The following is a 26,416-nucleotide window of genomic DNA, read 5'->3' as shown; positions in this document are numbered from 1 at the left end:
GGGTCATGCCGCGACCTCCTCAGTGCGGGTCTTGAAGTAGCGGTCGATCTCGGCGGCGGCGTCCTGGCCTTCACGGACGGCCCAGACGACCAGGGAGGCGCCGCGCACCGCGTCGCCGGCGGCGAAGACGCCGGGCAGGCTGGTGGCGAAGCTGACGGCGCCGACCTTGATCGTGCCGTCGTCGCGCAGGCGAAGATCGGGTTCATGCGCCGCGAACGGCTCGGGCGAGAAGCCCAGGGCCTCGATGACGATGTCGGCGGGAATGTCGAAGTCGGCGCCGGGGACGGGCACGATGTCGCGACGCTGGCCAGGGGCGGCCTCGGTCAGCTGCATCCGCGCAGCGCGGACGCCGGTGACGGTGTCGCCTTGCGACAGCAGGGCCTTGGGCGCGCCCAGCCATTCGAAGACGACGCCTTCCTCCTCGGCGTTGACGACCTCGCGCGCCGAGCCGGGCATATTCTCGCGGTCGCGGCGATACAGGCAGGTGACGGAGGCCGCGCCCTGACGGATGGCGGTGCGGACGCAGTCCATGGCGGTGTCGCCGCCGCCGATCACGACCACCCGCTTGCCGCGCGCCTCGTGCCAGCCGTCCTGTTCGGCGTCGCCCAGGTCGCGGCGGTTCTGATGGGTCAGATAGGACAGGGCCTCGACCGTCGAATCCGGCCCGCGACCGGGCGCCGACAGGATGCGGGGCTGATAGACGCCCATGGCCAGAAGCACGACGTCGTGGCGGTCGCGCAATTCGGTCAGGGTCACGTCCTTGCCGACCTCGCAGCCCAGCACGAAGCGGACGCCGCCCTCGGCTAAACGATCCACGCGGCGCTGGACGACGTGCTTCTCCAGCTTGAAGCCGGGAATGCCGTAGATCAGCAGGCCGCCCGCGCGGTCGTGCCGGTCATAGACCGTGACCTGATAGCCTTCGGAACGCAGCCGGTCGGCGGCGGCCAGACCGGCCGGACCCGCGCCGACGATCCCCACGGTCTCGCCGCGTTCGGCGGCGGGGCGGATGGGTTCGACCCAGCCCTTCTCCCACGCCTGATCGCCCAGCCAGGCCTCGACCGAGCCGATGGTCACGGCGTCCCAGCCGGACTGGTTCAGGGTGCAGCCGCCCTCGCACAGCCGGTCCTGCGGGCAGATGCGGCCGCAGATTTCGGGCATGGTCGAGGTCTGGGACGACACGCGCCAGGCCTCGCGCGCCTCGTTCTCGGCCGACAGACGAAGCCAGTCGGGAATGTTGTTCTGAAGCGGGCAGGCGTTCTGGCAGAACGGCACGCCGCAGTCGGTGCAGCGCGACGCCTGTTTCTCGGCCGTCTCGGTCGAGGGCGGAATCGTGATCTCTCCGAACCCGCGCGCGCGCAGTTCGGCCGAGGCCTTGGACAGGCGGCGGGGTTCGACGACGAATGTCCCGCCTTGCTTCAGGGTCTTATGCATGTCTCGCATATGCCGCAAAGGCAGGCGCATAGGCAAATATTATTGCCGCGAGCCATTATCAGCGCGAAAGAAAGAATAAATCGTCCAATATCGGACGTTTCGTCGTCAAATGATGCTGGTTGATGGCGGTTGCAGTGCAACACTGTTTGGTTCCGCCCTGCGACAATAGGAACCGGCCGCCCCGCTGATCGTTGCCGAGGCTGCAATCCAGCAGGAGAGGCGCGATCATGCCGCGATGGACGACCCCCGTGGGACTGGGAGGATGGCTGACGCTGCTTCTCGGCCTGCTTCTGGCCCTGATCGGCCTGGTGCTGACCGTGGGCGGGGTTCAGCTCGCCGTTCTGGGCGGCTCCTGGTACTATCTGCTGGCGGGCCTGGCGCTGATCGTGTCGGGCTTCTTTATGGCCTGTCGCGACGTGCGCGGCGCCTGGATCTATGGCGCGATCTTCCTTCTGACGCTGGTGTGGGCGCTGTGGGAGAAGGGGCTGAACGGCTGGGCCATGATCCCGCGTCTGGTCGGGCCGCTGGTGCTGATGTTCCTGGTTCTGGCGACGCTGCCGGTGCTGCGTCCCGGTCGGGGCGGCGGCAGGGCGGCGGGCGTCGGGGCCCTGGGCCTGGCGGTGCTGACGGTGGTCTTCGGCCTGGTGGTCGGTCAGATCAACAGGCCTGGCGTCGATAGCCCCGTGCCCGGCCCTCGCGGCCCCTTCGGCGACCCCGCCCTGATCAAGGCCGGGGCCGACTGGCCCGCCTATGGCGGATCGGACGCCGCCCAGCGCTATTCCCCGCTGAACCAGATCAACAAGGACAATGTCGGCCAGCTGCAGCGCGCCTGGACCTTCCGCACCGGCGACCTGCCGGGCCAGCGGTTCGGCGCCGAAACCACCCCGCTGAAGATCGCCGACACGATCTATCTCTGCTCGGCGCGCAACAGGATGTTCGCTTTGGACGCCAACAGCGGCAGGCAGAAGTGGGCCTATGATCCCAAGGTGCCGGACGACCAGATCCCCTATACGGCCGCGTGCCGGGGCGTGACCTATTACGCCGTGCCGAACGCGGATCAGGCCCAGCCCTGCGCCGCCCGCCTGATCGAAGGCACGCTGGACGGCCGCATCATCGCCGTGGACGCCAGGACGGGCGTTCCTTGCCCCGCCTTCGGGACCAATGGGGCGGTCAGCATCAAGGAGGGGATGGGCAACCCCTATCCGGGCATGGTGTCGATCACCTCGCCCCCCGTCATCGTGCGCGGGATTATCGTCACGGGCCATCAGGTTCTGGACGGCCAGAAGCGGTGGAACGCCTCGGGCGTGATCCAGGGCTATGACGCGGTGACGGGGCGGATGCGCTTCGCCTGGGACATGATGCGTCCCGACATCACCACCGCTCCGCCGGCTGGTCAGACCTATACCCCCGGCACGCCGAACATGTGGACGACGCCGACGGGCGACGAGGCCCTGGGCCTCGTCTATCTGCCGATGGGCAACTCGGCCGCCGACTATTATTCGTCGCTGCGCCGACCGCAGGAGGACGAGTATTCCAGCGCCCTGGTCGCGCTGGACGTCACGACCGGCAAGCCGCGCTGGCGCTATCAGACGGTGCGCCGCGACGTCTGGGACTATGATCTGGGCTCGCAGGTGACGCTGGTGGACATGCCCACGGCGGGCGGGGTGACGCCGGCCGTCATCCTGCCGTCCAAGCGCGGCGAGATCTTCGTGCTGGACCGCCGCACGGGCCAGCCTCTGCACGGGGTTCAGGATCGTCCGGCGCCCGGCGGCGGGGTCGAGCCGGCCCAGCGCGCGGCGACCCAGCCCTATTCGCTGTTCAACACCCTGGCCAAGCCCGACCTGCGCGAGGCCGACATGTGGGGGATGTCGCCGATCGACCAGATGATCTGCCGCATCCAGTTCAGAAAGGCGTCGTATCAGGGCCAGTTCACCGCCCCGACGGTCGACCGTCACTGGATCGAATATCCGGGCTATAACGGCGGTTCGGACTGGGGAAGCGTGGCGCTGGACCCGCGTCGCGGCGTGATCGTCGCCAACTATAACGACATGCCCAACTACAACCGGCTGGCGCCGCGCGCCGAGGCCGACAGGCTGGGCTGGTTCTCGCGCGACGACCCCCGCTACATCGCCCGCGAGAAGGAACTGGCCAACCGGGGCGGCAGCCTGTCCAAGGCCGAGGGCGCGGGCGATCCGCAGGAGGGCGTGCCCTACGCCATCGACGTGAACGCCGGCTGGCGGATGCCCTTCACCGGCCTGCTGTGCAAGGAGCCCCCCTATGGCGGCATCCGCGCCATCGACGTGCAGAGCGGCAAGACCCTGTGGGACCGTCCGTTCGGCACGGCGCGCAAGAACGGGCCGTTCGGCATTCCGTCCATGCTGCCGCTGGAGATCGGCACGCCGAACAACGGCGGTTCGGTGGTCACGGCGGGCGGTCTGATCTTCATCGCCGCCGCGACCGACGATCTGATCCGCGCCATCGACATCGAGACGGGCGAGACCGTCTGGTCCGACGTCCTGCCCGCAGGCGGCCAGGCCAATCCGATGATCTATGAGCAGAACGGCCGCCAGTATCTGGTGATCGTCGCGGCGGGCCATCACTTCATGGAGACGCCGGAGGGCGATTACGTGATCGCCTATGCTCTGCCCAAGGGCAGAGCATAGGCTTCCCAGGGGGCCTATCACGCTTCGCGCTGCTTGAGGCCGGAGAGCGTGGACTTCAGAGGTTGGCGCGGATGACAGCCATCGTTCGCGCCAGCCGTTCGTCGTCGATGCGGCCCAGGCGTGTGGCCACGGCTGTGTCGATCGTGGCGATCTTGACGGGACGGATGACGGAGGGCGCGGGCAAGCCGGCGTCCGCATAGCCGTCGCCCAAAGACACATCGTCCGCCCACGGCCGGTTGTCGGCGCTGGTGATCATCACGACCCACAACAGCCTGTCGCCGTCGCCCAGCGGCCCGTCGGAAACCACCAAGGCCGGGCGATGCTGGCGAGTGCTGGGGTCGGTATAGGGAAAGGGGACGCGGACGACGTCGCCGCGCTCAAAGTCCGGCATAGGCCTTGCGGTCCGCGTCACTGTCCCATTCGTCGAACGCCGTGAACGGGTCTTCCGCCGGCGCCCGGCGGGCCTTGCGCAGGATCACCCTGTTACCGTCTAGGTCGTACTGCAGTTCGTCACCGTCCTGCAGGCCGAGCGCGGCGCGCACGGCCTGGGGAATCGTGGTCTGGGCCTTGGATGTCAGGCGGCTTTTGATCATGCATCGAGGGTAAGGAATTTCCTTACCTGCTGCAAGCCGGACATCAGGGCCTGATCTGGCCCTGGCCGCGCACGACGTATTTGTAGGTGGTCAGCTGTTCGGCGCCAACCGGCCCGCGCGCGTGCAGGCGGTTGGTGGAGATGCCGATTTCGCCGCCGAAGCCGAACTCGCCGCCGTCGGCGAACTGGGTCGAGGCGTTGATCAGGACGATGGCGCTGTCGATCCGGGCGGCGAACCGCTCGGCGGCCTCGGCGTCGGTCGCGACGATGGCCTCGGTGTGGCCCGAGCCGTAGCGGGCGATGTGATCGACGGCGGCGTCCATGTCCGCGACGACGCGGACGGCCAGGATGGGGGCCAGATATTCGGTCCGCCAGTCGGCCTCCTCCGCCGCGACCATGCCGGGGACCAGTTCTTGCGCCTCCGCGTCGCCGCGCAGTTCGCAGCCGGCGGCGATCAGGTCGGCGGCGACGGGGGGCAGCAGACGCCGGGCCGCCGCCCGGTCCACCAGCAGGGTCTCGGTGGCGCCGCAGACCGAGACGCGGCGCATCTTGGCGTTCATCACCAGGGCGCGGGCCGTCTCCAGATCGGCGGACTGGTGCAGATAGGTGTGGTTCAGCCCCTCCAGATGGCTGAGAACCGCCGTCCGCGCCTCGGCCTGGACGCGGGCGACCAGGCTCTTGCCGCCGCGCGGCACGATGACGTCTATGGCGCCGTCCAGTCCGGTCAGCATCAGGCCCACGGCCGCGCGATCCGGCGTATCGACCAGTTGCACCGCATCGGCGGGCAGGCCGGCCTCGGCCAGGGCTTCGGCGATCACGGCCGCGATGGCCAAGGACGACTGCAGACAGTCCGAACCGCAGCGCAGGATGGCCGCATTGCCCGAGCGGATGCACAGGGCGGCGGCGTCGGCGGTGACGTTGGGCCGGCTCTCGTAGATCACGCCCAGCACGCCGATGGGCGTGCGGACGCGGGCGATGTCCAGGCCGTTGGCGGGGGTCCAGCGTTCGGTCTCGACCCCCAGGGGATCGGGCACGGCGGCGATGGTCGCCACGGCCTGGACCATGCCGGTGATGCGGGCGGGCGTCAGAGACAGCCGGTCGATCAGGGCCTCGCTCATGCCGCCTGTGCGGGCGGCTGCCACGTCGCGGGCGTTGGCGGCCAGGATTTCGGCCTCGGCCGCCGAAAGCTTTTCGGACAGGGCGGTCAGGGCGCGGGTGCGGGCGGCGGCCGGGGCTTCGCGCAGGGCCGTGGCGGCGGCGCGGGCGCGGCGGCCCATCTCCAGCATCGAGGTCGAAAGGTCGGTCATCGGTCGTCCAGCACCATGTCGTCGCGGTGGATCAGAACAGAGGCGCCGCGATAGCCCAGCACGGCCTCGATCTCGTCGGAGCGGCGGCCCCGGATACGAGCGGCCTCGTCCGCCGCATAGGCGGCCAGCCCCACGCCGACGGCCCGGCCCTCGGCGTCGATCAGGCGCACGCAGTCGCCCTTTTCGAAGGCGCCCGACAGGGCGGCGACCCCGGCGGGCAACAGGCTCTTTCCGGCGCGCAGGGCGGCGACGGCGCCGGGGTCCAGCGTCAGGGTTCCCGCCGGCGACAGACTGCCGGCGATCCATTGTTTGTAGGCGGCCATCGGTCCGTCGGGCGCGGCGATCAGGGTGGCGCGGGCGCCGTCGCGGATGGCGCTCAGCGGCGACAGGGTCTGGCCCGAGGCGATCAGGGTGGCGCATCCGGCCGAACGCGCGATCTGGGCCGCCGCCAGCTTGGTGGCCATGCCGCCCGTGCCCACGCCGGCATCGGCGTTGGCGCCCCCGCCCATGGCTAGGATGTCGGGGCTCAGGCTCTCGATCAGCGGCAGGTGGGCGGCGTTCGCGTCGCGTCGCGGGTCGGCGGTGTAGAGGCCGTCCACGTCCGACAGCAGGACCAGCAGGTCCGCCCGCGCCAGCTGGGCCGCCCGCGCGGCCAGACGGTCGTTGTCGCCGTAGCGGATCTCTTCGGTCGCCACCGTGTCGTTTTCGTTGACGATGGGCACGACGCCGTGGGCCAGAAGCGCCTGGACGGTGGCGCGGGCGTTCAGCCAGCGGCGGCGGCGTTCTGTGTCGTCGCGGGTCAGCAGCACCTGGCCGGCGACCAGGCCGTGCGGCTCCAGCGCGGCGGACCAGGCGGCCATCAGCAGGGACTGACCGACCGAAGCCGCCGCCTGCTTGTCCTCCAGCCGCGCGCCTAGGTCGGGCAGGCGGCCTCGGCCCAGGGCGATGGAGCCGGAGGAGACGACGATGACCTCGCGCCCCCTGGCCCTCAGCGCGGCCAGATCGGCGGCCATGGCCGTCAGCCAGTCGCGCGTCGGCCGGCGCGTCTCGGCGTCGATCAGCAGGGACGAGCCGATCTTGACCACGATGCGGCGCGCGCCGTCCAGGGCGGAGGCGGCGTCGAGGGTCAAGGACACGGGCTGGGCGGCGGCGGACGACATGACGGTGTCTCTAACGCGCGCTTTCGCGCTTGTCTCTTGCCGCGTCGCGCCGCAATGCAGGCGGATGATGGAATCCCTTTTCCCTGCCTCCGGCGGTTTGGCCCCGATCATGGCCGGAACGCTGGGCAGTCTGGCGGCGGGCATGATGACGGCGGTGGGGGCGGTTCCGCTGCTGTTCTTCCGCAAAGCGGGGGTGCAGACCCAGAGCGCCCTGCTGGGCTTCGCCGCCGGGGTCATGCTGGCGGCGTCCTTCTTCTCGCTGATCATTCCCGGCGTGGAGGTGCTTCAGGCGGGCGGCGCGGGACAGGCCATGGCCGCCGGGGTCATGGCGACGGCGGTGCTGATCGGGGCGGCGGTGATCGGCCTGATGAACCGGTTCGCGCCGGTCGACATGCTGGCCATCGGGCCGGCGGGATCGCGCGACCTGTCGCGGCGCATCTGGCTGTTCATCATCGCCATCACCCTGCACAACTTTCCCGAGGGAGCGGCGGTGGGCGTCAGCTTCGGCGGCGGCGACCTGCATCAGGGCTTGTCCACCGCCATCGGCATCGGCATCCAGAACATGCCGGAGGGTCTGGCCGTGTCGGCGGCGATGGCGACCCTGGGCTATGGGCGCTGGCCGGCGTTTCTGGCGGCGCTGGCGTCGGGTCTGGTCGAGCCGGTCGGCGGCCTGATCGGGGCCGGCGTGGTGGGTCTGGTTCCCGGCGCCCTGCCGTGGGGCCTGGGTCTGGCGGCGGGGGCCATGATCTATGTCGTCACCGCCGAGATCATTCCCGAGACGCGCGAACGGTCCACGGGCGAGGGGTCGATGATCGGGCTGATGATCGGCCTGGTGGGGATGATGTTCCTGGACATCGCCCTGGGATAGGCGGGCGGCGCGCTGAAACCGACCTTGATCGGGCCAGGGGGCGTTACATCATTTACATGGCGGACGGGGGTTGAAGCGGTCGGGCGCGAGAGGTTAGGCGTCTGGCTTCGCTGCTCGATCTCGTCCCTGAAGGAGCGCCGCTTTTGACGCGACCTCTCAAGCCTGCGGCTTCCCGTAGAAATTTCTTGTCTGGCCTGGGGCTTTTGGCCCTGATGGGCGCCGGAGTGTTCCCCATGCCTGTTTCCGCCCAAGCGTCCCGCACCATCGCCCGTCACCGCCAGAGGATCGAGGATCTGATCGCGGCCATGACGGTCGAGGAAAAGGCCGGTCAGCTGAACCTGCTGGCCGATCCGTTCCGCTGGATGCCGACGGCGGTGAACCCGCTGGACGGCACGGGCGACCCGGCGCGCGTCACCGCCCTGATCCGCGAGGGCAAGGTCGGGTCGCTGTTCAACGGCATCGGCGCCGAGGCGGGCCGTCGCATCCAGCGGGTGGCGATGGAGGAATCGCGGCTGAAGATTCCGCTGCTGTTCGCCGCCGACGTGATCCACGGCCTGTCGACCATCTTCCCGGTGCCTCTGGCCGAGGCGGCGGCGTTCGACACCGAACTGGCCTATCGCACCGCGCGTGCGGCGGCGGTGGAGACGGCGGCGTCCGCGGTTCACCAGACCTATGCGCCGATGGTGGACGTGGCGCGCGACCAGCGGTGGGGCCGCAACGTCGAGGGCGCGGGCGAGGACGTGCTGCTGAACAATCTGCTGGCCGCCGCCCGCGTGCGCGGCTTCCAGGGCGAAAAGGGGCTGGACGACCGCGACGCCGTCCTGGCCACCGCCAAACATATGGCCGCCTATTCCGCCGCCGTGGGCGGGGTCGAATACAACACCACCGACATGAGCGAACAGACGCTGCGCGGGGTGTTCCTGCCGCCGTTCAAGGCGTCGGTGGACGCCGGCGCCCTGTCGATCATGAGCGCCTTCAACGATGTGAACGGCGTCCCGGCCTCGGGCAGCCGCAAGCTGCTGACCGACATCCTGCGCGGCGAATGGGGCTTCGAGGGCTTCGTCGTTTCGGACTACACCTCCGAGCAGGAGCTGGTGGCCCACGGCTTCGCCGAGGACGGCCGCGACGCCGCGCGCCTGGCGTTCAACGCCGGGGTGGACGTGTCGATGGTGTCGGGCCTGTATATGCAGCATCTGCCAGGCCTGGTGGCCTCGGGCGAGGTATCGATGGCGCGGCTGGACGAGGCGGTGCGCCGCGTCTTGACCACCAAGGCGGCGCTGGGCCTGTTCGACGACCCCTATCGCGGCACCGATCCGGCGCGCGAGAAGGCCGTGGTCGGATCGCGCGAGCATATCGCCCTGTCGCGCGAGGCGGGCCGCAAGTCGGTGGTGCTGCTGAAGAACGAAGGCGACCTGCTGCCGCTGGACAAGGGGCGCAAGATCGCCCTGATCGGGCCGTTCGCCGACGACGTGGACAATGTCTGGGGGCCGTGGACCATCTGGGGCGCGCCCGAGCGGCGGGTCTCGCTGGAGGCCGGGTTCCGCGCGGCGATGCGCGATCCGCAGAACCTGACCATCGCGCGCGGTTCGGGGGTGGAGACGCCGCTGGCCGGCGGGATCGAACAGGCCGTCGCCGCCGCCCGCGACGCCGAGGTCATCGTCCTGGCCATCGGCGAGGCGACCAATATGTCGGGCGAGGCCCAGTCGCGCACGGAGATCGTGGTCCCGGCCCCGCAGATGGCGCTGGTCGACGCGATGGCCGCCCTGGGCAAGCCGATGGTGGTCCTGCTGCGCAACGGTCGCGGTCTGGCGTTGGAAGGCAATGTCAGGAACGCCCAGTCCATCGTCGTCACCTGGTTCCTGGGCGAACAGATGGGCCATGCGGTCGCCGACGTGATCTTCGGCGATCACGGCCCGTCCGCCCGCCTGCCCGTCAGCTTCCCGCACAAGTCGGGCCAGCAGCCCTATTCCTACGACCGCAAGACGACCGGCCGCCCGGCCAATCCCGATCTGGCGACCGAGGAATACAAGTCCCGCTATCGCGAGACGCCCAATACGGCGCTGTATCCGTTCGGCTATGGCCTGACCTATGGGGCGATCGCCTATGGGCCGATCGAGATGGAGTCGGACCAGTTGCAATGGGCCGGGACGCTGGACGTGGCGGTGACGATCACCAACACGGGCCGGCACGCGGCCGAGGAGCTGGTGCAGCTGTATATCCACGACCGGGTGGCCAGCCTGACCCAGCCGGGGCGGCTGCTGAAGGACTTCAAGCGGGTGGCCCTGCGCCCCGGCGAGAGCCGCAAGGTCGGCTTCACCCTGAACGCCCGCCAGCTGGGCTTCATCGGGGCGGACGAGACCTATCGGATCGAGCCGGGCCTGTTCGATCTCTGGCTGGCGCCTCACGCCCAGGGCGGGGTGACGGCGACCTTCCAGCTGGTCGGGCCGGCGTCCATCAGCGATGGGCGTTGAGCCGTAGTTGACGGAGCGGGCGGCAGGGCCTAACGACCCCGCCGTTTGCGTCCCGCCCCGGTTCGGGCAGGATTCGGTTTTAGGAGCGCGCCCATGACGACCAAGATTCTTCCGGGCGCGACCGGCGTTCTGGCGCTGGCCGACGGCACTGTTCTTCAGGGGATCGGCGTCGGGGCCGTGGGCTCGGCCCTGGGCGAGGTGGTCTTCAACACCGCCATGACCGGCTATCAGGAAATCCTGACCGACCCGTCCTATATGAGCCAGATCCTGGCCTTCACCTTCCCGCACGTCGGCAATGTCGGCACGAACGTCGAAGACATCGAACAGATGGGCGGCGGGTCCGACACCTCGGCGCGCGGCGCGATCTTCCGTGACGCGCCGACCGATCCGGCCAACTACCGCGCCGACGCCTCGTTCGACGACTGGATGAAGCGGCGCGGCGTGGTGGGTCTGGCGGGCGTGGACACCCGCGCCCTGACCAAGATCATCCGCGACAAGGGCGCGCCCCATGCGGTGATCGCCCACGACCCGGACGGAAACTTCGACCTGGACGCCCTGGTCGCCCAGGCCAAGGCCTGGACCGGACTGGTCGGCCTGGACCTGGCCAAGCCCGCCTCGACGCTGCAGGCGTTCGAATGGAACGAGGGGCTGTGGGAATGGCCGGAAGGTCATCCCAAGACCGACGGCCGCAAGGACGTGGTGGTCATCGACTATGGGGTGAAGCGCAACATCCTGCGCGCCCTGGCCTCGACCGGCGCCCGGATCACGGTCGTCCCGGCGACGACGACGGCGGAAGAGGTTCTGGCCCGCAATCCCGACGGCGTGGTCCTGTCGAACGGGCCGGGCGATCCGGCCGCGACCGGCGAATACGCCGTGCCCGAGATCCAGAAGCTGGTCGCCAGCGGCAAGCCCCTGATGGGCATCTGCCTGGGCCACCAGATGCTGGCCCTGGCGCTCGGCGCCAAGACCGTGAAGATGGATCAGGGCCACCACGGCGCCAACCATCCGGTCAAGGACCTGACCACCGGCAAGGTCGAGATCGTGTCGATGAACCACGGCTTCACCGTGGACCGCGACAGCCTGCCCGAGGCCGTGACCGAAACCCACGTCAGCCTGTTCGACGGCACCAACTGCGGCATCGCGGTCAAGGACAAGCCGATCTTCAGCGTCCAGCACCACCCCGAGGCCTCGCCGGGACCGACCGACAGCCTGTATCTGTTCGACCGGTTCGCCGAACTGATGGGCGACCGCTGAGGCCATGAAACAGGGGGCGGCGCGGTCGGACTATCTGGACTGGCTGGCCCAGGCGCTGGCGGCGACGCAAGCGTTCGAACCCCTGCCCGACGGCGATGCGGTGGTCGGCTACGCCACCGGATACGACGCGGCCGACATCGCCCCCTTAGTGACCTCGCTGCGGGCCGTGTTCGACGGGTCGGTCGCCCTGGTGGTGGACCCGGATGCGGACCTGCGCGCCTTTCTGGCCCGGCATGAGGTGATCGCCGTTGATGCGCCGGTCTGGCGCGGCTGGGCGCCCCATCCGGTGATGCAGCGGTTCGTGGCCTTCTCAGGGATGCTGGGCGAGCGGCCGGGCGCGGCCCTAGCCTGCGACGTGCGGGACGTGATCTTTCAGGCCCCGCCGTTCGCGCCCGCGCCGCAAGGGCTGGAGGCCTTCGTGGAGGCGGACGGGCCGCTGGCGGACCACGCCTTCAACATGAAATATCTGCGCGCCCTGTTCGGCCAGGGCCAGGCGGACCAGCTGGCCGACAAGGCCTGTCTGTGCGTCGGCACGCTGGTCGGGCCGCGCGCGGAGGTGTCGCGTCTGTCGCGGCTGATCCTGGCGCTGGCGTCGGCGCCGCGTTCCGAGATCGGCGGGGCGTTCGGCGCCGATCAAGCGGCCTTCAACCTGGCGATCCATCAGGGACTGATCGGGGCGACGGTGCGGGAGAACTACGGCCGGGTGGCGACGCTGGGCTTGACGCCCGGCGAGCGGCTGCGGTTCGAGGACGGGCGGGTGGTCAATCCCGACGGCGGGATCAGCCCCATCGTCCATCAGCACGACCGCCATCCGCATCTGGACGCGCCGGTCCATGCCCGCTGGGGCGCGGGGCTGGAGCATCGCAAGCGGGTGCGGCCGAAATCCGCAGGCCAGAAGCTGGATAAGCTGAAGGCGTCGCTGCGCCGCCGGATGCCCGAACTGCGCTGAGCCGGCCGTGCCAGGCCCAGGCGCTGGCGACGATGGATTTCAGGTCGGACAGACGGGGCTGGAACCCCAGTTCCCGCCGCGCCAGGTCGATGTCCGCGACCAGATGGGCCGGATCGCCCGCACGACGCTCGCCGCAGACTTGGGGCAGGCGCGCGCCGCTGTGCGCCATGATCGCCGCCAGCACCTGACGCACCGAATGGCCCCGGCCGGCGCCCAGATTATAGGCGGCGAAACCGCGTCGGTCGGCCAGCAGCTGGTTCAGGGCCGACAGATGCCCCCGGGCCAGGTCTGACACATGGACATAGTCGCGGATCGCCGTGCCGTCGGGCGTCGGATAGTCGGTTCCATGAACGGCGAAGTCGTCGATCCAGCCCAGCAAGGCCGTCATGGCGCGCGGGATCAGATGGGTCTCGACCGGCCGGTCCTCGCCGATCCGTCCCGAGGCCGAGGCGCCGGCGGCGTTGAAATAGCGCAGGGCGACGACGTTCAGCCCGTGCGCGACGCTGGCGTCCGACAGGATCTGTTCGCACCCCAGTTTGGAGCGGCCGTAGGGGGTGACGGGGGCCAGGGGCGTCGCTTCGGTGATCGGGGCGTCGCCGGGGTCGCCATAGACGGCGCAGGTGCTGGAGAAGACCAGCCGGTCCACCCCCGCCGCCCGCATCCCGCCCAGCAGGCCGAACAGGCCGCCGACATTGTTGCGGTAATAGTCCAGCGGCGCCCGCACCGATTCCGGCACGACGGACGATCCGGCGAAATGCATGACGGCGCGGATGTCGTGGGCGACCAGGGTGTGGCGCACCTTGTCCGCGTCCCAGACATCGCCCTCGACCAGCGGTCCCCAGCGGACGAACCGACGCCGCCCGGTCGACAGATTGTCGAAGGCGACAGGACGATAGCCGGCGGCGGCCAGGGCCTCGCAGACATGGGCGCCGATATAGCCCGCGCCCCCCGTGACCAGGATCGCCGTCCTGGATGTCAGCCCCGATCCGCCCATCCGCTCTTGTCGGATACCGGAGGTCGGTAAAGCAACCGAAAATAGCCAAGCTTGCTATTTGAGGTCGCGTTTGTCCGGTCAGGGCAGGGGGGCGAAGCTGCGGTTCTCGCGCAGGGCGCTGGCTTTCTGGACGGCGATGGGGGCGGCGTGCAGCCAGTAGTCGGCGTCGTCCAGGCGGCGCTCTCGGCGGCGTTCCAGTCCGCGCATCCGGCGCAGGGCCGCGTTCTGGAGAAGGCGCGCATGCAGGGCGCGCGGCGACAGTTCGGCGATGGCGGGAGAGCCGGGGACGGCGACGGCGTCGGGGCCTTGGGGCTCCACCGCCGGGCGGGCGATGGCGATGAACATGGATGTCTCGGTGCAGGAGGGGGAGGGCGCTTCTGCGCTCCGTTCAGAGTGAATTAACCACAGTTGCTGTGGATAGTTCCTGAGTGCGTCCGAAAAAAGTCCGTGAATCTAAAGGCTTATCGCCGCGATCCGGTCATAGGTCTTACCGGAAGGTTAATCCGACGGCCGCGCTGCGGCGTGATGCTTCGGGATCGGGGGGAGGCCGCGATGCGGCGCCGGTGGCAGTCCCTAGGGGAGTCGAACCCCTCTTTTCAGGTTGAAAACCTGACGTCCTAACCGATAGACGAAGGGACCGCGGCCGGGGCGGCGCATTTGCCCCGGTTCGGTCCCCTCTGCAAGCGAAAACTTACGCGGCCTGGGCGGTCGCGGGCGCCAGGGCGTCCAGCGCCGGGAACAGGTCGGCGACCAGATCCTCGACATGCTCCAGCCCGACCGACAGGCGGACCAGGCCGTCGCCGATCCCGGCGGTGGCGCGCTGTTCCGGCGTCATGGCGGCGTGGGTCATGGTGGCGGGGTGGGCGATCAGGCTTTCGACCCCGCCCAGCGATTCGGCCAGGGTGAAGATCTCCAGCGTCTCGACCAGTTCGCGCACGGCCTCCGTGCCGCCGTTCAGCTCGAAGCTGAGCATGGCGCCGGGACCGGCCTGCTGGGCGGCGACCAGGGCGTGGCCGGGGTGGGACTTCAGGCCGGGATAGTGGACGACCTTGACGGCGGGGTGGGCGGCCAGCCGCTCGGCGATCAGGCCGGCGGTCGCCTGCTGGCGCTCGATGCGGGCGAACAGGGTCCGCACGCCGCGCAGGGTCAGATAGGCGTCGAAGGGCGAGCCGGTGACGCCGGTGCAGTTGGCCCACCAGGCCAGGGTCTGGTGATCCTCGGCGTCGGCCGAGACGACCGCCCCGCCGACCACGTCGGAATGGCCGTTGATGAATTTGGTGGTCGAATGGACCACGAAGTCGGCGCCCAGCTTGATCGGGTTCTGAAGGGCGGGCGACAGGAAGGTGTTGTCGCAGACGACCTTGGCGCCCGCCGCATGGGCGCGGGTGCAGATGTCGGCGACGTCGACCAGACGCAACAGGGGGTTGGACGGGGTCTCGACCAGCACCAGTTTGGGCTTCAGCGCCAGCGCCTTTTCAAGCGCTTCGGGATCGCCCTGATCGACCAGCAGCAGTTCGAAATGCCCCTGGCGCGCGCGAGCGTTCAGCAGGCGACAGGTGCCGCCGTAGCAGTCGTGCGGCGCGATCAGCAGGTCGCCCGGTTGCAACAGGTTCAGCGGCAGGTCGACGGCGGCCATGCCGGTGGCGGTGATGACGGCGCCGGCGCCGCCTTCCAGCTCGGCCAGGGTCTCGGCCAGGACGTCGCGGGTCGGATTGCCCGAGCGGCTGTAGTCGTACTTCCGCTTCTGGTCGAAACCGGCGAACGAATAGTTGGACGACAAATAGAGCGGCGGCATGACCGCGCCGTGGGCCGTGTCCGAATCCACGCCCGTCCGGGCGGCGATGGTGTGCGGATTGGCGGGTCGGGTGGTCATGCTTTGATGTCCTTGAAGGCGGCGCGGAGGATGTCGCCGACGAAGGCGTCCTCCTTCAGGAAGGCGTCGTGGCCATAGAGGGAGGGCGCCTCGACGAAGCGCCACAGGGTCGGCAGCCGCGCGGCCAGTTCGCGGATGTCGTCGATCGGCACCAGCCGGTCGGAGGTGAAGCCGATCAGGGTGACGGGGGTTCTGATCTTCTCCGGCGTCACGCTGTGGCGGTCCAGCGAATCGGACATCGACAGCCAGCGGGCCGGGGTGGTGTGGGTGCGGTACGCCTGGCCTCGCGCCGTCAGATAGTCGCAGACGGGATAGGCGCCGCCGACCGCCGCGGGCGCGGTGGTGTCGAAGCGGTCGTGGAACTCCTCGGCCGTGCGATAGGTGGTCATGGCCAGCTCGCGGGCCAGGGCGACGCCCTCTTCCGGGCGGCCGGCGGCGACGGCGAACTGAAGGATGCGGCGCTGGATGCCACGCCAGGCGGTGGCCTGGGGATGGGCGCGGTGGGCGGCCGAGACGACGATCAGCTGATCGGCCCAGTCGGGATAAAGCTCGGCGAAGGCCAGGCCGATCATGCCGCCGTAGGAGCAGCCGACGAAGGCGGCGATCCGCGCGATCTTCAGATGGTTCAGCACCAGGGCCAGCAGGCGGGCCTGGTCGTGGGTGGTGATGGTGACGGGCGTGTCCGAAAACTCTGCGCCGGGCGCGAAATCGACGGCCAGAACCTGATAGCGCGACAGGTCGATGGGGCCGCGCACCGACACGGCGCCGGACCACCAGCCCAGGCCGTTGGTTTCGGTGCGGTGGACGAAACGTCCGGCCGAGATGCCGCCCGCGACGACGACGACCGGCGCGCCGGCCCGGCCGTGCAGGCGGCCCACGATATTGGGTTGGCTCAGCTTTTCGCCCGAGGCCAGGCGGAAGTCGGCGGGGATGGGGACGATGACGTCGCGGGCGCCACCGCGTTCGCGAACCGGCGCGACGACGGGCGTGTCGAGCGGCTGGGGCCGACAGAAGGGCTCTTCAAGCAGGGATGTTTCAGCCAGGGTCATCAATCGTCGTCCGCATCGTTCTCGCCTCAGCAAGGTCTCGATGCGGTGACAGATCGTGGAGCGTCGCCTCGCCGATGCTCCACTCATCTCTCGCGGTCCCGAAGAACCCCGCAGGAGTTGGCACCGTTTCGGGCGGAACCCGATGGTTGCCCCGGCGTCAAAGGGCCTAATCCCTCAGCCGGTCTTGATGAGTGACTTTACGTTGATCAAACGGGCGGCGCCGGTCAAGCGGAAAATTCCACCTTTATCGCGGTGTTGCGTGGGTGCATCGGGTGCGAAATGGGTGAAAATGGTCATGTCGTGAAAAAATCATCCAAGCCTGCTTGACAGACCGGGGGTGCGCCAATCACCCTAGGCCAAGATTTCAACCGGACCCGTCCCGTGCCGCAGCGCTCGTTCATCGTCGAAGTTTCCACCGTCGCCGGCCCCGCCGCGACGGGCTTCGGCATGGGCGCGACCCTCGGTGGAACCATTATCGGCGGCACGACCGGCACCACCACCATGCCCAGACGGGCGGGACGAGTTTAGCGCGCCGAACACAGGCGACCGCAGAACCCGAACCCCGCCCGGTCCGCCAGGCGGGGTTTTTCTTTTCACCCCACGCTCCCCATCCAGAACTCCGAGAAACCCCGATGTCCGCCTCCCTCGCAGTCGTTGAGAAACCCGAACCGCTCGATCCCGATCACCGGCGGGCGCCCGAACCCGCCGCCGAGGTGGTGGTGCTGAAGTTCGGATCGTCCATCCTGCGCAGCCCGGCCGAGGCGCCGCTGGTCGCCTCGGCCGTCTATGGCCATGTGCGGGCCGGGCGGAAGGTGGTGGCGGTGGTCTCGGCCTTCGGCGGCGCCACGGATCGGCTGCTGAGCGAGGCGCGGGCGCTGGGCCTGGCCCATTCCAACGACCTCCTGCCCGGCTATGTGGCCCTGGGCGAGGAGAAGTCGGCGGCCCTGACGGCCATCGCCTGCGACCGGATCGGCCTGGACGCCTGTGCCCTGTCGGTCAGGGAACTGGGCATCGTGGCGGAAGGCGAGCCGGAGCATTCGCGCCCCTGCGGTCTGCGTCCCGATCATCTGAAACAGGCGCTGGATCGGCATGAGGTGGTGGTGGTCCCCGGCTTCGGCGCGGTGCGGCCGGACGGCAAGGTGGCCCTTCTGGGACGCGGCGGATCGGACCTGACGGCGGTGTTCCTGGCGGCCGAATTGGGGCTGAAGAAGGTGCGGCTGGTCAAGGATGTGGACGGCCTCTACGACCACGACCCCAACGACAAGAGCGCGCCGGCCCTGCGCTATCGCCGGGCGTCCTGGGATGTGGCGCGCAAGCTGGGCGGCGCCCTGGTGCAGCATGACGCCATCGACCTGGGCGAAAGCCGGGGCGTGGAGATCGAGGTCGCGGCGCTGGACCGGGCCGACGGCACGGTCATCGGCGAGAAGTCGGCGCCCCCCGGCCCGGCCCCGGCCCTGCCGCCGCTGAAGGTGGCGGTCGCGGGTTGCGGCGTGGTCGGCGGCGGGGTGCTGGGGCGGCTGCTGGTCGATCCGCGCTATGACGTCGTGGGCGTGCTGGTGCGCAATCCGAACAAGGCGCGCGACGTGGCCTGTCCGGCCTCGCTGTTCACCGCCAGCGCCGAGGATCTGTTGTCGCGCAAGCCCGACATCGTGCTGGAGGCCCTGTCCGAGGGCGAGGCGGGCCATGCGGTGATCCGCGCCGCCCTGGAGGCCGGCTGCGACGTGGCCAGCGCCAACAAACAGGCGGTCAGCCGCGATCCCGGCGGGTTGCAGGCGTTGGCGAAACAGCATGGTCGGCGGGTCTTCTGGTCGGCCTCGGTCGGCGGCGGCTCGCCCATGATCGAGACGGTGCGCGCCGCCCGCGCGGCGGGCGAGGTCGTCGGCTTCGAGGCGGTGCTGAACGGCACGGTCAACTTCATGCTGGAGCGGCTGGGCGACGGCGCGGCCTTCGCAGAGGCTTTAGCCGACGCCCGTGCGGCGGGCTTCGCCGAGGAAGACCCCTCGTCGGACCTGGAGGGTCTGGACGCGGCGGCCAAGGTGCGGCTGCTGTGCCACGAGGCGTTCGGTCGTTCGCCGGACGGGGAGGTGTCGCGCGACGCCCTGACCGAGACGACCTCGGCCGACGGCGGGGTGCGCCAGATCGGCGCCGCCTATCTGAAGGACGGGGCGGTCACGCCGTTGGTGCGACTGACGGCCGATCACGGCGATCCGCTGTTCTCGGGTCTGCGCGGCGAGGGCAATGCGCTGAAGGTCTATGGCGCCGACGGGCGGGTGTGGCGGTGCCGGGGGCGCGGCGCCGGACGCTGGGCCACGACAGAGAGCATCATGGCGGACCTGGCCGAAATCGTGCGTGCGCGTCGCGCCGACGCGGGACTGAACTAGGGTCATGGCCGTCTTCACCCCCGTCAGCCTGGCCCAGGCCAGGGCGTTCCTGCTCGGCTACGACATCGGTCGGCCCGTGTCCCTGACCGCCATCGCCGAGGGGGTGGAGAACACCAACTATCGGCTGGACACGGTGCGCGACGGCGTGGCCCGGCGGTTCGTCCTGACCCTGTTCGAGGGGCGGACCGACGCGGCCTCCCTGCCGTTCTGCCTGGGGCTGACGGCGCATCTGGCCGGGCGAGGCTTCTCCTGCCCCATGCCCATAGAGGATCGGACGGGACAGTGGCTGGGCCGGCTGAACGGCCGGGCGGCGGCGGTGATCGAATGGAAGACCGGCGCCTGGCTGAGGGCGCCGGGCGAGGCGGATCAGGCGGCGGCGGGCGCGGTCCTGGCGCAGCTGCATCTGGCGGCGGCCGACTTCCCGCTGCGTCGGGCCAATCCGGTCGGGCCGGCGGCGTGGCGGCGGCTGGCGGATCGGTGCGCCGAGGGCGTGGCGCGCGCCTCCGACATGGATCGGGGCCTGCTGAAACAGGTGGAGGCGGGGCTGGCGCGGCTGGGTGATCCGTTCACGGATGATCTGCCGGGCGGGGCGATCCACGCCGACTATTTCCCCGACAATGTGCTGTTCGAGGACGGGGCGGTTTCGGCCGTCATCGACTTCTATTTCGGCTGCGACGGCGCCTTCGCCTATGACCTGGCCATCGCCCTGTCGGCCTGGGGATTCGACGCCGAGGGGCGGGCGCAGCCGCAGGCTTTAGCCGCCTTCCAGCGCGGTTACGAGGCCGTGCGGCCCCTCAGCCCGGTCGAGCGGGCGGCCCTGCCGCGTCTGGGCGAAGCGGCGGCGCTGCGGTTCACGGCGACCCGGCTGCACGACCGCATCTTCCACGATCCGGCCAATCTGGTGACGCCCAAGGACCCGGCCGTCTTCTTGCGCCGGCTGGACCACTGGCGGGCGGTGGAGCCGGCGTGACGCGGACGAAAAAGACAGTGCAATCTGTGCAATTCGTCTGAAATCCGGGAGACTGCACTGCACCCGGAAAAAGGGCGCCAAGTGCAATTGCGCCGGGCGGCGATGTCAAAGACCAGAGGCGCAGTATCGCACGGTTGCGGGCCTGTATGGCCGAATGCCGCTGGCGACCATTAAGTATTTGAAGTTGTAGCGCTTCGCCTGGAAATTTAAGACGGAAGCGATGGCTTTTCTCCCTCCCCGCTCGGGGAGGGTGGCCGAGCGGAGCGAGGTCGGGTGGGGACGGCCGAACAGGCTTTCACCGATCTGAATTGCAGCCGCTAAGCGCGTGTCCCGGCCGGGCCGCCCCCGCCCGGTCGCTGCGCGACCACCCTCCCCGAAGGGGGAGGGAGAGGCGATGCATCGCTGGAACCGAAAGCGTAACCGGGATTTTGATGTGCAACGGCGAAAAGCGCCGCACTTCTCCCCGAGGATGACATCATGACCGACGAACAGATCAACGGCGCCGCTTCGCAGGTGCAGGGCAAGGCGCAGAAGGCTTTCGGCAATCTGGTCGGCGACCAGAAGATGCAGGTCGAAGGCGCCTTCAACGACGCCAAGGGCCGCTCGCTGGAGACCTTCGGCAAGGCCATGGACGCCATCGACCGCCTGGTGGAAAAGGCGCCCGCCGATTACCGCGACAAGGCCCGCACCGTCGCGGCCGAGGCGCGCAAGCGCCCGCTGGTCACGACCCTGTCGGTCGCCGGCGCCGGTCTCCTGCTGCTCAAGATGCTGACCGGCGGCAAACGCCGCTGAGGTCGGATTTAGTGGCGGCCTGAAAAGGCCGCCACGGCGTCCAGCGTCGCCTCCAGCGTTCCCTCCACGACCGTCAACCGCTCGGGCTGATCGCCCAGGGCGGCGATGACGTTTGCGGGTTCGGGTTCGAAGCCCAGCACGTCGGAAACGAAGGCGCCGAACTTGGACGGGTGGGCGGTGGACAGGGCCACGACCGGACCCTTGGCGCGGTCCTGGCGACGCGCGGCGGCCAGGGCGACGGCCGTATGCGGACAGACGACGCGGCCCCAGGTCTGATAGGCGTGGGCGATCTCGGCGCGGGTCTCGTCCTCGTCGATGGAGACGGCGGAAACCTCGGAGCGCAGGGCGTCGAGCAGGGCCGGATCGAAGGCGACGGCGCCGTCGCGGGCGAAGGTCTCGAATACCGCGCGGGTCGCCTCGGCGTCGCGGCCGGTCGCCTCGAACACCAGACGTTCGAAGTTGGAGGGGGCCTGGACGTCCATCGAGACGCTGCCGCTCTCGACCGCCGCGCGGCGCGAATACAGGCCGTCGTTTATGGCGCGGGCCAGGGCGTCGTTCTGATTGACCGCCGCGACGAAGCCGTTGGAGGGCAGGCCCATCCGGGTCGCGGCGATGCCGGCGAAGGCGTCGCCGAAATTGCCGGTCGGCACCACGAAGGTCGCGGCCCGGCCCAGCTGGGCGGTGGCCGAGACATAGTAGGGAATCTGGCCCGCCAGCCGCGCCCAGTTGATCGAATTGACCGACGACAGCCGGCCGCGTGATCGCAGGTCTTCGTCGGCCAGCAGGCTTTTGACCAGACGCTGGCAGTCGTCGAAATCGCCGCGCACGGCCAGGTTCAGGACGTTGTCCGCCTGAACGGTCGTCATCTGTTTGCGCTGGATCGGCGAGACGCGATCCAGCGGGTGCAGCACGACCAGATCGACCGACTTGGCCCCGGCGAAGGCGCGCACGGCGGCGGCGCCGGTGTCGCCCGAGGTGGCGGTCAGTATGGTCAGCCGCTCGCCCGAGGCCGACAGAGCCTCGTCCGTCAGGGCCGCGACCAACTGCATGGCCAGGTCCTTGAAGGCGGCGGTCGGGCCGTGGAACAGCTCCAGCACGAACAGGCCGGGCTCCAGCTCGACCAGGGGCGTGACCAGCGGATGGTCGAAGCCGGCGGTCAGGCGATCCAGCGCCCGGTCCAGGGCGCCGGCCGGCAGGGCGTCGCCGACGAAGGGCGACATGGCCTGAAGGGCGATGCGCTTGTAGTCCGCCTCGCCCGACCACGCCTCGGGCGACAGGGTCGGCCAGGCGCACGGCATATAGAGGCCGCCGTCGGGCGCGATGCCGCGCAGCAGGGCGTCGGAGAAATCGGTTTCGGGCGAGAGGCCGCGGGTCGAGACGTAACGGTCGGAGGCGATGTTCATGGCGGCTTGGTCGTAACCAGACCGGGGCGCGGCGTCACCCGCTTTCTGGACGATTTTGTCGGGTTTCGGCGGGATGTGGCGAGGGCGTCGCGCATTATGGCACCCCAAGGTGGTCTGGCGGACAAAAGCTTGCCGTTTTGCGTCCCAGGGCGGCGCCCCCTGCGACCAAGGCCCCGCTGGCGTCGCGGCGTCGGACGGTCCATGTCAGGGGCATGAGACGACGCGATCTTCTGATCCGGCTGGGGTTGATCGCCGGGGGCGTGGGCGGGGCCTGGTGGCTGCGCGACCATGTGCTGTGGAAGGGGCCGAAGGCGGTGTTTCCGGCCGGCGGGGCGACCGGCTGGCTGCCCTATGCCGAGCCGCGCGCCGCGACGCCGACGGTGGACGTCTCCGTGGGCGGACGGCCGGTGCGGGCCCTGATCGATTCGGGCGCGCAATATTCGGTCATCGACCGGGGGCTAGTGCAGACGCTGGGCCTGACGCGGATGTTCGACATTCCGATGGTGGCCTATGGCGTCGGCGGTCAGGCCCAGGTCGGGCGCGGGGCGACGCTGGACGTGCGGATCGGCGGCCCAGAGGGGCTGCGGCTGGAGGGACTGCGGACGGCGATCCTGGGGCTGGGGCCGCTGGCGGGGGACAAGGGGTTGGGCGCGCCCCTGATCCTGGGTCAGGACGTGCTGCGCGAACTGGTGCTGGAGCTGGACACCCGACGGCGGCGGATCAGGCTGGCGGCGCGCGCGGGCTGGACCCCGCCGCCGGGGATGGCGTCCGTCGCGGTGACGCGGTCGGGCCGGGCTCTGCAGGCCGCGATCACGGTGGAAGGGGCGGCGGTCGATGCGGTGATCGACACCGGCGCCTCGGCGGTGCTGGCCGTCACGCGAGGCACGGCCCAGGCGGCGGGCCTGCTGGACGGACGGGCGCGGACGCCGGGCCAGAGCATCGTCCTGGGCGGGGTGGTGGGGGCCGAGACAGTGATCGTCCGCACCCTGACCATCGGCGACGAGCTGTATCGTCAGGCGGCGGTGGCCATCTATGACGACGTGGCCGTGCCCGGCTTCCCCAAGGCCCTGATCGGCATGGCGGCGTTTCAGGATCGGCGTCTGGCGCTGGACCTGGGCGGCTCCGGCCTGTTCGTCGAACGGCCGATGCAGATCACGGTCGGCTAGGCCCGCGTTTCAGCCCGCCAGCGCCGTCGCCACCACCGCCCTGGCCTCGGCCTGAACCTGGGCCAGATGGTCGGGGCCGAGGAAGGATTCGGCGTAGATCTTATAGACGTCCTCGGTGCCCGAGGGACGGGCGGCGAACCAGGCGTCGGCGGTCGTGACCTTCAGCCCGCCGATGGCCTCGCCATTGCCGGGGGCCTGGGTCAGGATGTCGGTGATCGGCTGGCCCGCCAAGGCGGTGGCCGTCACATCCGAGGGGCTGAGGGCGGCGAGGCGGGTCTTTTCCGCGCGGGTCGCCGGGGCGTCGACGCGGGCGTAGGCGGGGGCGCCGTATTTATCGGTCAGATCGGCATAGAGCCGGCTGGCGCTGCGCCCCGTGCGGGCCTGAATCTCGGCGGCCAGCAGGCACAGCAGGATGCCGTCCTTGTCGGTGGTCCAGACCGTTCCGTCCTGACGCAGGAAGGAGGCGCCGGCCGATTCCTCGCCGCCGAAGCCGACGGTTCCGTCCTGCAGGCCGGGCACGAAATGTTTGAAGCCGACGGGGACCTCCAGCAGGCGGCGGCCCAGGCCGGAAACGACCCGGTCGATCATGGACGACGACACCAGGGTCTTGCCCACCGCCACCTCCGCGCCCCAGCCCGGGCGGTTGGCGAACAGATAGGCGATGGCGGCGGCCAGGAAATGGTTGGGGTTCATCAGGCCCGCGTCGGGGGTGACGATGCCGTGGCGATCCGCGTCGGCGTCGTTGCCGAAGGCGACATCATAGGCCGAGCCGCCCTTCATCATGCCGATCAGACCGGCCATGGCGGAGGGCGAGGAACAGTCCATGCGGATCTTGCCGTCGGCGTCGAGCGGCATGAAGGCCCAGCGCGGGTCGACGGCGTCGTTGACGACGGTCAGGTCCAGTCTGTGACGCTCGGCGATCTCGCCCCAATAGGCCACGGCGGCGCCGCCCAGCGGATCGGCGCCGATGCGGACCCCGGCGTTTCGGATGGCCTCCAGGTCCACGACGCGGGGCAGGTCGTCGATATAGGCGGACAGATAGTCGAACCGGCCCGCCGCCGCCTGGGCCTGGGCGAAGGGGACGCGGCGCACCTGGGTCAGGCCGCCCTCGATCAGTTGGTTGGCGCGGGCGGCGATGGCGGCGGTGGCCTCGCCCCCGGCCGGGCCGCCGGAGGGGGGATTGTATTTGATGCCGCCGTCGCGGGGCGGATTGTGCGACGGGGTGATCAGGACGCCGTCGGCCTGTCGGCTGTTCGCGCGGTTGTGCGTCAGTATGGCGTGGGACACGGCGGGGGTGGGGGTGAAGCCGTCGCGGGCGTCGATCAGCACCTCGACCCCATTGGCGACCAGCACCTCCAGCGTGGTGCGGAAGGCCGGCTCGGACAGGCCGTGGGTGTCGCGGCCGAGGAACAGCGGACCGTTCACGCCCTGGGCCGCGCGGTATTCGGCGATGGACTGGGCGATGGCCAGGATGTGGGCCTGGTTGAAGGCGCCGTCCAGACTGGACCCCCGGTGGCCCGAGGTGCCGAAGACGACGCGCTGCTGGGGCTCGGTCATATCGGGCTGGACCGCTTCATAGGCGCCCAGCAGGGCGTCCAGATCGATCAGGTCTTCGGGGCGTGCGGTCAGGCCGGCGCGATCATGCATCGTTGGTCAATCAATCGTTTCAGACAAGGCGGGGCGGCGATCAGGCGCCGCCGAAGGTGTCGCAGGATGCGGGGTCGCCGGATTGATAGCCGCGTTGCAGCCATTCGACCCGCTGGGCCGAGGAGCCGTGGGTGAAGCTTTCGGGCGAGACGCGGCCGCCGCCGCGGCGTTGCAAAGTGTCGTCGCCGATGGCCTGGGCGGTCTTCATGCCCTCCTCGATGTCGCCGGGCTCCAGCGCGACCTGGCCGTTGGAGACGGCGGCGGCGTTCCTGGCCCAGACGCCGGCGTAGCAGTCGGCCTGAAGCTCCAAGGCGACGGAATAGCGGTTGGCCTCGCCCTGACCCCGCGCCCGTTGCTGGGCCTGACGCACCTGATCCGAGGTTCCGGTCAGGGTCTGGACGTGGTGGCCGAACTCATGGGCGATGACATAGGCGCGGGCGAAATCGGCGCCGGAGGCCCCCAGCTGGGTCTCCATCTCCTGCCAGAAGTTCAGGTCCAGATAGACGGTCTTGTCGTTGGGGCAATAAAAGGGCCCCATGGCCGACTGGCCGTAGCCGCAGCCGGTCTGGGTGCCCTGTTCGTAGATTCTGACTAGGGGAGGCTGATAGCCTTCCAGCTTCTGCGCCCAGACCTTGTCGATGTTTGTGCCGATGACGTCGACGAACCGACCGGCCTCGTCCTTGGGCGTGCCCATCTGCCCCTGCTGCTCGCTCGCGCCGACCCCGCCCAGCTGACTGGCCAACTGGGTCGTGGTCGCGGGATCGATACCGAAGACGAAATAGCCGATCAGGGCCAGCACGCCGACGCCGATGCCGCCGCCGGCGATGGCGCCGCCGCCCAGGCCCCGTCGGTCCTCGATCCGACCACTCGTCTCCCCACCCCGCCAGCGCATATGTCGTTCTCCAGATGATCGCCTAAGCTAGGCCGGAACGCGGGGGCGAGGGAAGGGATGCGTGGTCCTAAGGCGACCGATCCAGCCAGGCGTCGATCTGGCTGACGCCCTGCGCGGTCTGCCGGCGGCGTTCGGAGGCGGACTGGCGCAGCGCGCGCTCCTGTTCGGGGCTGTAGAGGGGGCGGGGCGGCAGGGCGGGAGGAGCCGCCGTTTCGCGGGCGGTCTCGATGGCGCGCAGGCGAAGTTGGGTCTCGATCTGCTGCTGGCGGGCCTGATCGGCGTTGGACTGCGACTGGGCGCGCAGGCGGTCGTTTTCGTAGCGGTGCTGGTCGGCGATGGCGGCGGGCATGCCGCCCGGATAGGCGCCGTAGGGGCGGCCGGGCGCCGGATAGGTCTGGGTCGGGTAGATCTGGGCCAGAACCGGCGTTGTGGTCGCCGCTGCAAGGGCCGTCAGGGTCAGGAGCATTCGCATGGAGCATAGATGGGGCGGGCGGCCGCTCCCGCCAAGCGGAGCCGCAACCCTTTGACTTGTCGTGGGTTCATCGCCCCGAACC

General features: G+C 69.8%; 22 protein-coding genes, 1 tRNA gene, 1 pseudogene and 1 riboswitch. Of the genes and pseudogenes, 9 read left to right on the top strand and 15 right to left on the bottom strand.

Going from position 1 to position 26,416, the window contains the following annotated elements; translation table 11 throughout:
• Positions 1-3: 3 nt before the first annotated feature.
• Positions 4-1,431, bottom strand: a complete 1,428-nt coding sequence (locus SH203_RS09020) for an NAD(P)-dependent oxidoreductase (protein ID WP_087120532.1) — start codon at positions 1,429-1,431, stop codon at positions 4-6.
• 227 nt (positions 1,432-1,658) lie between these two features.
• On the opposite strand from SH203_RS09020, the gene SH203_RS09015 reads away from it, so the two are divergent.
• A complete protein-coding gene (locus tag SH203_RS09015) occupies positions 1,659-4,094 on the top strand; it encodes a membrane-bound PQQ-dependent dehydrogenase, glucose/quinate/shikimate family (RefSeq protein WP_087120531.1) in 2,436 nt (811 codons plus the stop codon).
• Between the two features lie 55 nt (positions 4,095-4,149).
• Here the strand turns inward: SH203_RS09015 and SH203_RS09010 are convergent, their stop codons facing one another.
• Genes SH203_RS09010 through proB form a run of 4 tightly spaced genes read right to left on the bottom strand, consistent with a single transcriptional unit; the run spans position 4,150 to position 7,123 of the window.
• Positions 4,150-4,485: a type II toxin-antitoxin system PemK/MazF family toxin gene (locus SH203_RS09010; protein ID WP_087120530.1), complete on the bottom strand. Its 336-nt coding sequence runs from the start codon at positions 4,483-4,485 to the stop codon at positions 4,150-4,152.
• Positions 4,472-4,687, bottom strand: coding sequence for an AbrB/MazE/SpoVT family DNA-binding domain-containing protein (locus SH203_RS09005; protein WP_087120529.1), 216 nt, complete (start codon positions 4,685-4,687; stop codon positions 4,472-4,474). The genes SH203_RS09010 and SH203_RS09005 overlap by 14 nt, the downstream gene beginning before the upstream one ends.
• A 43-nt stretch (positions 4,688-4,730) precedes the next feature.
• Positions 4,731-5,993: a glutamate-5-semialdehyde dehydrogenase gene (locus SH203_RS09000; protein WP_087120528.1), complete on the bottom strand. Its 1,263-nt coding sequence runs from the start codon at positions 5,991-5,993 to the stop codon at positions 4,731-4,733.
• Positions 5,990-7,123 (bottom strand): glutamate 5-kinase, encoded by a 1,134-nt coding sequence (gene proB / locus SH203_RS08995; protein WP_375600723.1) that lies wholly within the window; start codon positions 7,121-7,123, stop codon positions 5,990-5,992. Before proB ends, SH203_RS09000 begins: the two co-directional genes overlap by 4 nt.
• Before the next feature lie 94 nt (positions 7,124-7,217).
• Between proB and SH203_RS08990 the strand changes: the two genes are divergently transcribed.
• The 4 genes from SH203_RS08990 (at position 7,218) to SH203_RS15760 (ending at position 12,695) form a co-directional block, all read left to right on the top strand.
• A complete protein-coding gene (locus SH203_RS08990) occupies positions 7,218-8,021 on the top strand; it encodes a ZIP family metal transporter (RefSeq protein WP_234989442.1) in 804 nt (267 codons plus the stop codon).
• A gap of 233 nt (positions 8,022-8,254) precedes the next feature.
• A complete protein-coding gene (locus SH203_RS08985) occupies positions 8,255-10,492 on the top strand; it encodes a glycoside hydrolase family 3 N-terminal domain-containing protein (protein ID WP_087120682.1) in 2,238 nt (745 codons plus the stop codon).
• Positions 10,493-10,585: 93 nt separating this feature from the next.
• Positions 10,586-11,746 carry a glutamine-hydrolyzing carbamoyl-phosphate synthase small subunit gene (gene carA, locus SH203_RS08980; RefSeq protein ID WP_087120526.1) on the top strand — a complete coding sequence of 387 codons (1,161 nt, stop codon included), beginning with the start codon at positions 10,586-10,588 and terminating at the stop codon, positions 11,744-11,746.
• Between the two features lie 4 nt (positions 11,747-11,750).
• Entirely contained in the window at positions 11,751-12,695 is a 945-nt protein-coding gene (locus SH203_RS15760) for a hypothetical protein (RefSeq protein WP_234989441.1), read from the top strand.
• A 10-nt stretch (positions 12,696-12,705) separates the two neighbouring features.
• On the opposite strand, the pseudogene galE reads toward SH203_RS15760, so the two are convergent.
• From galE to SH203_RS15890, 6 genes and pseudogenes are all read right to left on the bottom strand, one after another.
• Positions 12,706-13,689 (bottom strand): annotated as a pseudogene (gene galE / locus SH203_RS08975) (UDP-glucose 4-epimerase GalE); the annotation flags it as partial.
• 78 nt (positions 13,690-13,767) lie between these two features.
• Positions 13,768-14,034 (bottom strand): hypothetical protein, encoded by a 267-nt coding sequence (locus SH203_RS08970; protein WP_087120525.1) that lies wholly within the window; start codon positions 14,032-14,034, stop codon positions 13,768-13,770.
• Between the two features lie 219 nt (positions 14,035-14,253).
• Positions 14,254-14,328, bottom strand: a tRNA-Glu gene (locus SH203_RS08965).
• Between the two features lie 52 nt (positions 14,329-14,380).
• A complete protein-coding gene (gene metB / locus SH203_RS08960) occupies positions 14,381-15,562 on the bottom strand; it encodes a cystathionine gamma-synthase (protein WP_087120524.1) in 1,182 nt (393 codons plus the stop codon).
• Entirely contained in the window at positions 15,559-16,611 is a 1,053-nt protein-coding gene (locus tag SH203_RS08955) for a homoserine O-succinyltransferase (RefSeq protein ID WP_087120523.1), read from the bottom strand. The genes metB and SH203_RS08955 overlap by 4 nt, the downstream gene beginning before the upstream one ends.
• Before the next feature lie 80 nt (positions 16,612-16,691).
• Positions 16,692-16,805: riboswitch (SAM riboswitch) on the bottom strand.
• Entirely contained in the window at positions 16,786-16,908 is a 123-nt protein-coding gene (locus tag SH203_RS15890) for a hypothetical protein (protein ID WP_255376562.1), read from the bottom strand. (Overlaps the previous riboswitch by 20 nt.)
• A gap of 335 nt (positions 16,909-17,243) precedes the next feature.
• On the opposite strand from SH203_RS15890, the gene SH203_RS08950 reads away from it, so the two are divergent.
• The 3 genes from SH203_RS08950 (at position 17,244) to SH203_RS08940 (ending at position 20,754) form a co-directional block, all read left to right on the top strand.
• The gene (locus tag SH203_RS08950) at positions 17,244-18,992 is read left to right on the top strand and encodes a homoserine dehydrogenase (RefSeq protein ID WP_087120522.1); all 1,749 of its coding nucleotides are present in this window, start codon (positions 17,244-17,246) and stop codon (positions 18,990-18,992) included.
• A gap of 4 nt (positions 18,993-18,996) precedes the next feature.
• Entirely contained in the window at positions 18,997-19,962 is a 966-nt protein-coding gene (gene thrB, locus SH203_RS08945) for a homoserine kinase (RefSeq protein ID WP_087120521.1), read from the top strand.
• A gap of 477 nt (positions 19,963-20,439) precedes the next feature.
• On the top strand, positions 20,440-20,754 hold the full coding sequence (locus SH203_RS08940; protein ID WP_087120520.1) for a CsbD family protein: 315 nt from the start codon (positions 20,440-20,442) through the stop codon (positions 20,752-20,754).
• Positions 20,755-20,762: 8 nt separating this feature from the next.
• On the opposite strand, the gene thrC is transcribed toward SH203_RS08940, so the two are convergent.
• Positions 20,763-22,157 (bottom strand): threonine synthase, encoded by a 1,395-nt coding sequence (gene thrC, locus SH203_RS08935; RefSeq protein WP_087120519.1) that lies wholly within the window; start codon positions 22,155-22,157, stop codon positions 20,763-20,765.
• 212 nt (positions 22,158-22,369) lie between these two features.
• On the opposite strand from thrC, the gene SH203_RS08930 reads away from it, so the two are divergent.
• Entirely contained in the window at positions 22,370-23,323 is a 954-nt protein-coding gene (locus tag SH203_RS08930) for a retropepsin-like aspartic protease (RefSeq protein WP_087120518.1), read from the top strand.
• Positions 23,324-23,332: 9 nt separating this feature from the next.
• Here SH203_RS08930 and pgm read toward each other — a convergent pair whose 3' ends face one another.
• The 3 genes from pgm to SH203_RS08915 form a co-directional block, all read right to left on the bottom strand.
• A complete protein-coding gene (gene pgm, locus SH203_RS08925; protein WP_087120517.1) occupies positions 23,333-24,970 on the bottom strand; it encodes a phosphoglucomutase (alpha-D-glucose-1,6-bisphosphate-dependent) in 1,638 nt (545 codons plus the stop codon).
• 40 nt (positions 24,971-25,010) lie between these two features.
• Positions 25,011-25,862 (bottom strand): neutral zinc metallopeptidase, encoded by an 852-nt coding sequence (locus tag SH203_RS08920; RefSeq protein WP_087120516.1) that lies wholly within the window; start codon positions 25,860-25,862, stop codon positions 25,011-25,013.
• A gap of 67 nt (positions 25,863-25,929) precedes the next feature.
• A complete protein-coding gene (locus tag SH203_RS08915; protein WP_234989440.1) occupies positions 25,930-26,328 on the bottom strand; it encodes a hypothetical protein in 399 nt (132 codons plus the stop codon).
• Between the last annotated feature and the right edge of the window lie 88 nt (positions 26,329-26,416).

It is taken from the genome of Brevundimonas sp. SH203 (assembly GCF_002157625.1).
GTDB lineage: Bacteria > Pseudomonadota > Alphaproteobacteria > Caulobacterales > Caulobacteraceae > Brevundimonas.
This window is presented reverse-complemented; position numbering and strand designations above follow the sequence as displayed.

Coding starts and splice junctions, on each gene's coding strand:
- SH203_RS08985 (WP_087120682.1), top strand. CDS start 8,255: ATGCCTGTTTCCGCCCAAGCGTCCCGCACCATCGCCCGTCACCGCCAG.
- SH203_RS08915 (WP_234989440.1), bottom strand. CDS start 26,328: ATGCTCCTGACCCTGACGGCCCTTGCAGCGGCGACCACAACGCCGGTT.
- SH203_RS09015 (WP_087120531.1), top strand. CDS start 1,659: ATGCCGCGATGGACGACCCCCGTGGGACTGGGAGGATGGCTGACGCTG.
- SH203_RS09010 (WP_087120530.1), bottom strand. CDS start 4,485: ATGCCGGACTTTGAGCGCGGCGACGTCGTCCGCGTCCCCTTTCCCTAT.
- pgm (WP_087120517.1), bottom strand. CDS start 24,970: ATGCATGATCGCGCCGGCCTGACCGCACGCCCCGAAGACCTGATCGAT.
- carA (WP_087120526.1), top strand. CDS start 10,586: ATGACGACCAAGATTCTTCCGGGCGCGACCGGCGTTCTGGCGCTGGCC.
- SH203_RS09005 (WP_087120529.1), bottom strand. CDS start 4,687: ATGATCAAAAGCCGCCTGACATCCAAGGCCCAGACCACGATTCCCCAG.
- SH203_RS15890 (WP_255376562.1), bottom strand. CDS start 16,908: ATGACCATTTTCACCCATTTCGCACCCGATGCACCCACGCAACACCGC.
- SH203_RS08940 (WP_087120520.1), top strand. CDS start 20,440: ATGACCGACGAACAGATCAACGGCGCCGCTTCGCAGGTGCAGGGCAAG.
- SH203_RS08950 (WP_087120522.1), top strand. CDS start 17,244: ATGTCCGCCTCCCTCGCAGTCGTTGAGAAACCCGAACCGCTCGATCCC.
- SH203_RS08955 (WP_087120523.1), bottom strand. CDS start 16,611: ATGACCCTGGCTGAAACATCCCTGCTTGAAGAGCCCTTCTGTCGGCCC.
- SH203_RS08930 (WP_087120518.1), top strand. CDS start 22,370: ATGAGACGACGCGATCTTCTGATCCGGCTGGGGTTGATCGCCGGGGGC.
- SH203_RS08970 (WP_087120525.1), bottom strand. CDS start 14,034: ATGTTCATCGCCATCGCCCGCCCGGCGGTGGAGCCCCAAGGCCCCGAC.
- SH203_RS08990 (WP_234989442.1), top strand. CDS start 7,218: ATGATGGAATCCCTTTTCCCTGCCTCCGGCGGTTTGGCCCCGATCATG.
- thrB (WP_087120521.1), top strand. CDS start 18,997: ATGGCCGTCTTCACCCCCGTCAGCCTGGCCCAGGCCAGGGCGTTCCTG.
- metB (WP_087120524.1), bottom strand. CDS start 15,562: ATGACCACCCGACCCGCCAATCCGCACACCATCGCCGCCCGGACGGGC.
- SH203_RS15760 (WP_234989441.1), top strand. CDS start 11,751: ATGAAACAGGGGGCGGCGCGGTCGGACTATCTGGACTGGCTGGCCCAG.
- SH203_RS09020 (WP_087120532.1), bottom strand. CDS start 1,431: ATGCATAAGACCCTGAAGCAAGGCGGGACATTCGTCGTCGAACCCCGC.
- SH203_RS08920 (WP_087120516.1), bottom strand. CDS start 25,862: ATGCGCTGGCGGGGTGGGGAGACGAGTGGTCGGATCGAGGACCGACGG.
- thrC (WP_087120519.1), bottom strand. CDS start 22,157: ATGAACATCGCCTCCGACCGTTACGTCTCGACCCGCGGCCTCTCGCCC.
- SH203_RS09000 (WP_087120528.1), bottom strand. CDS start 5,993: ATGACCGACCTTTCGACCTCGATGCTGGAGATGGGCCGCCGCGCCCGC.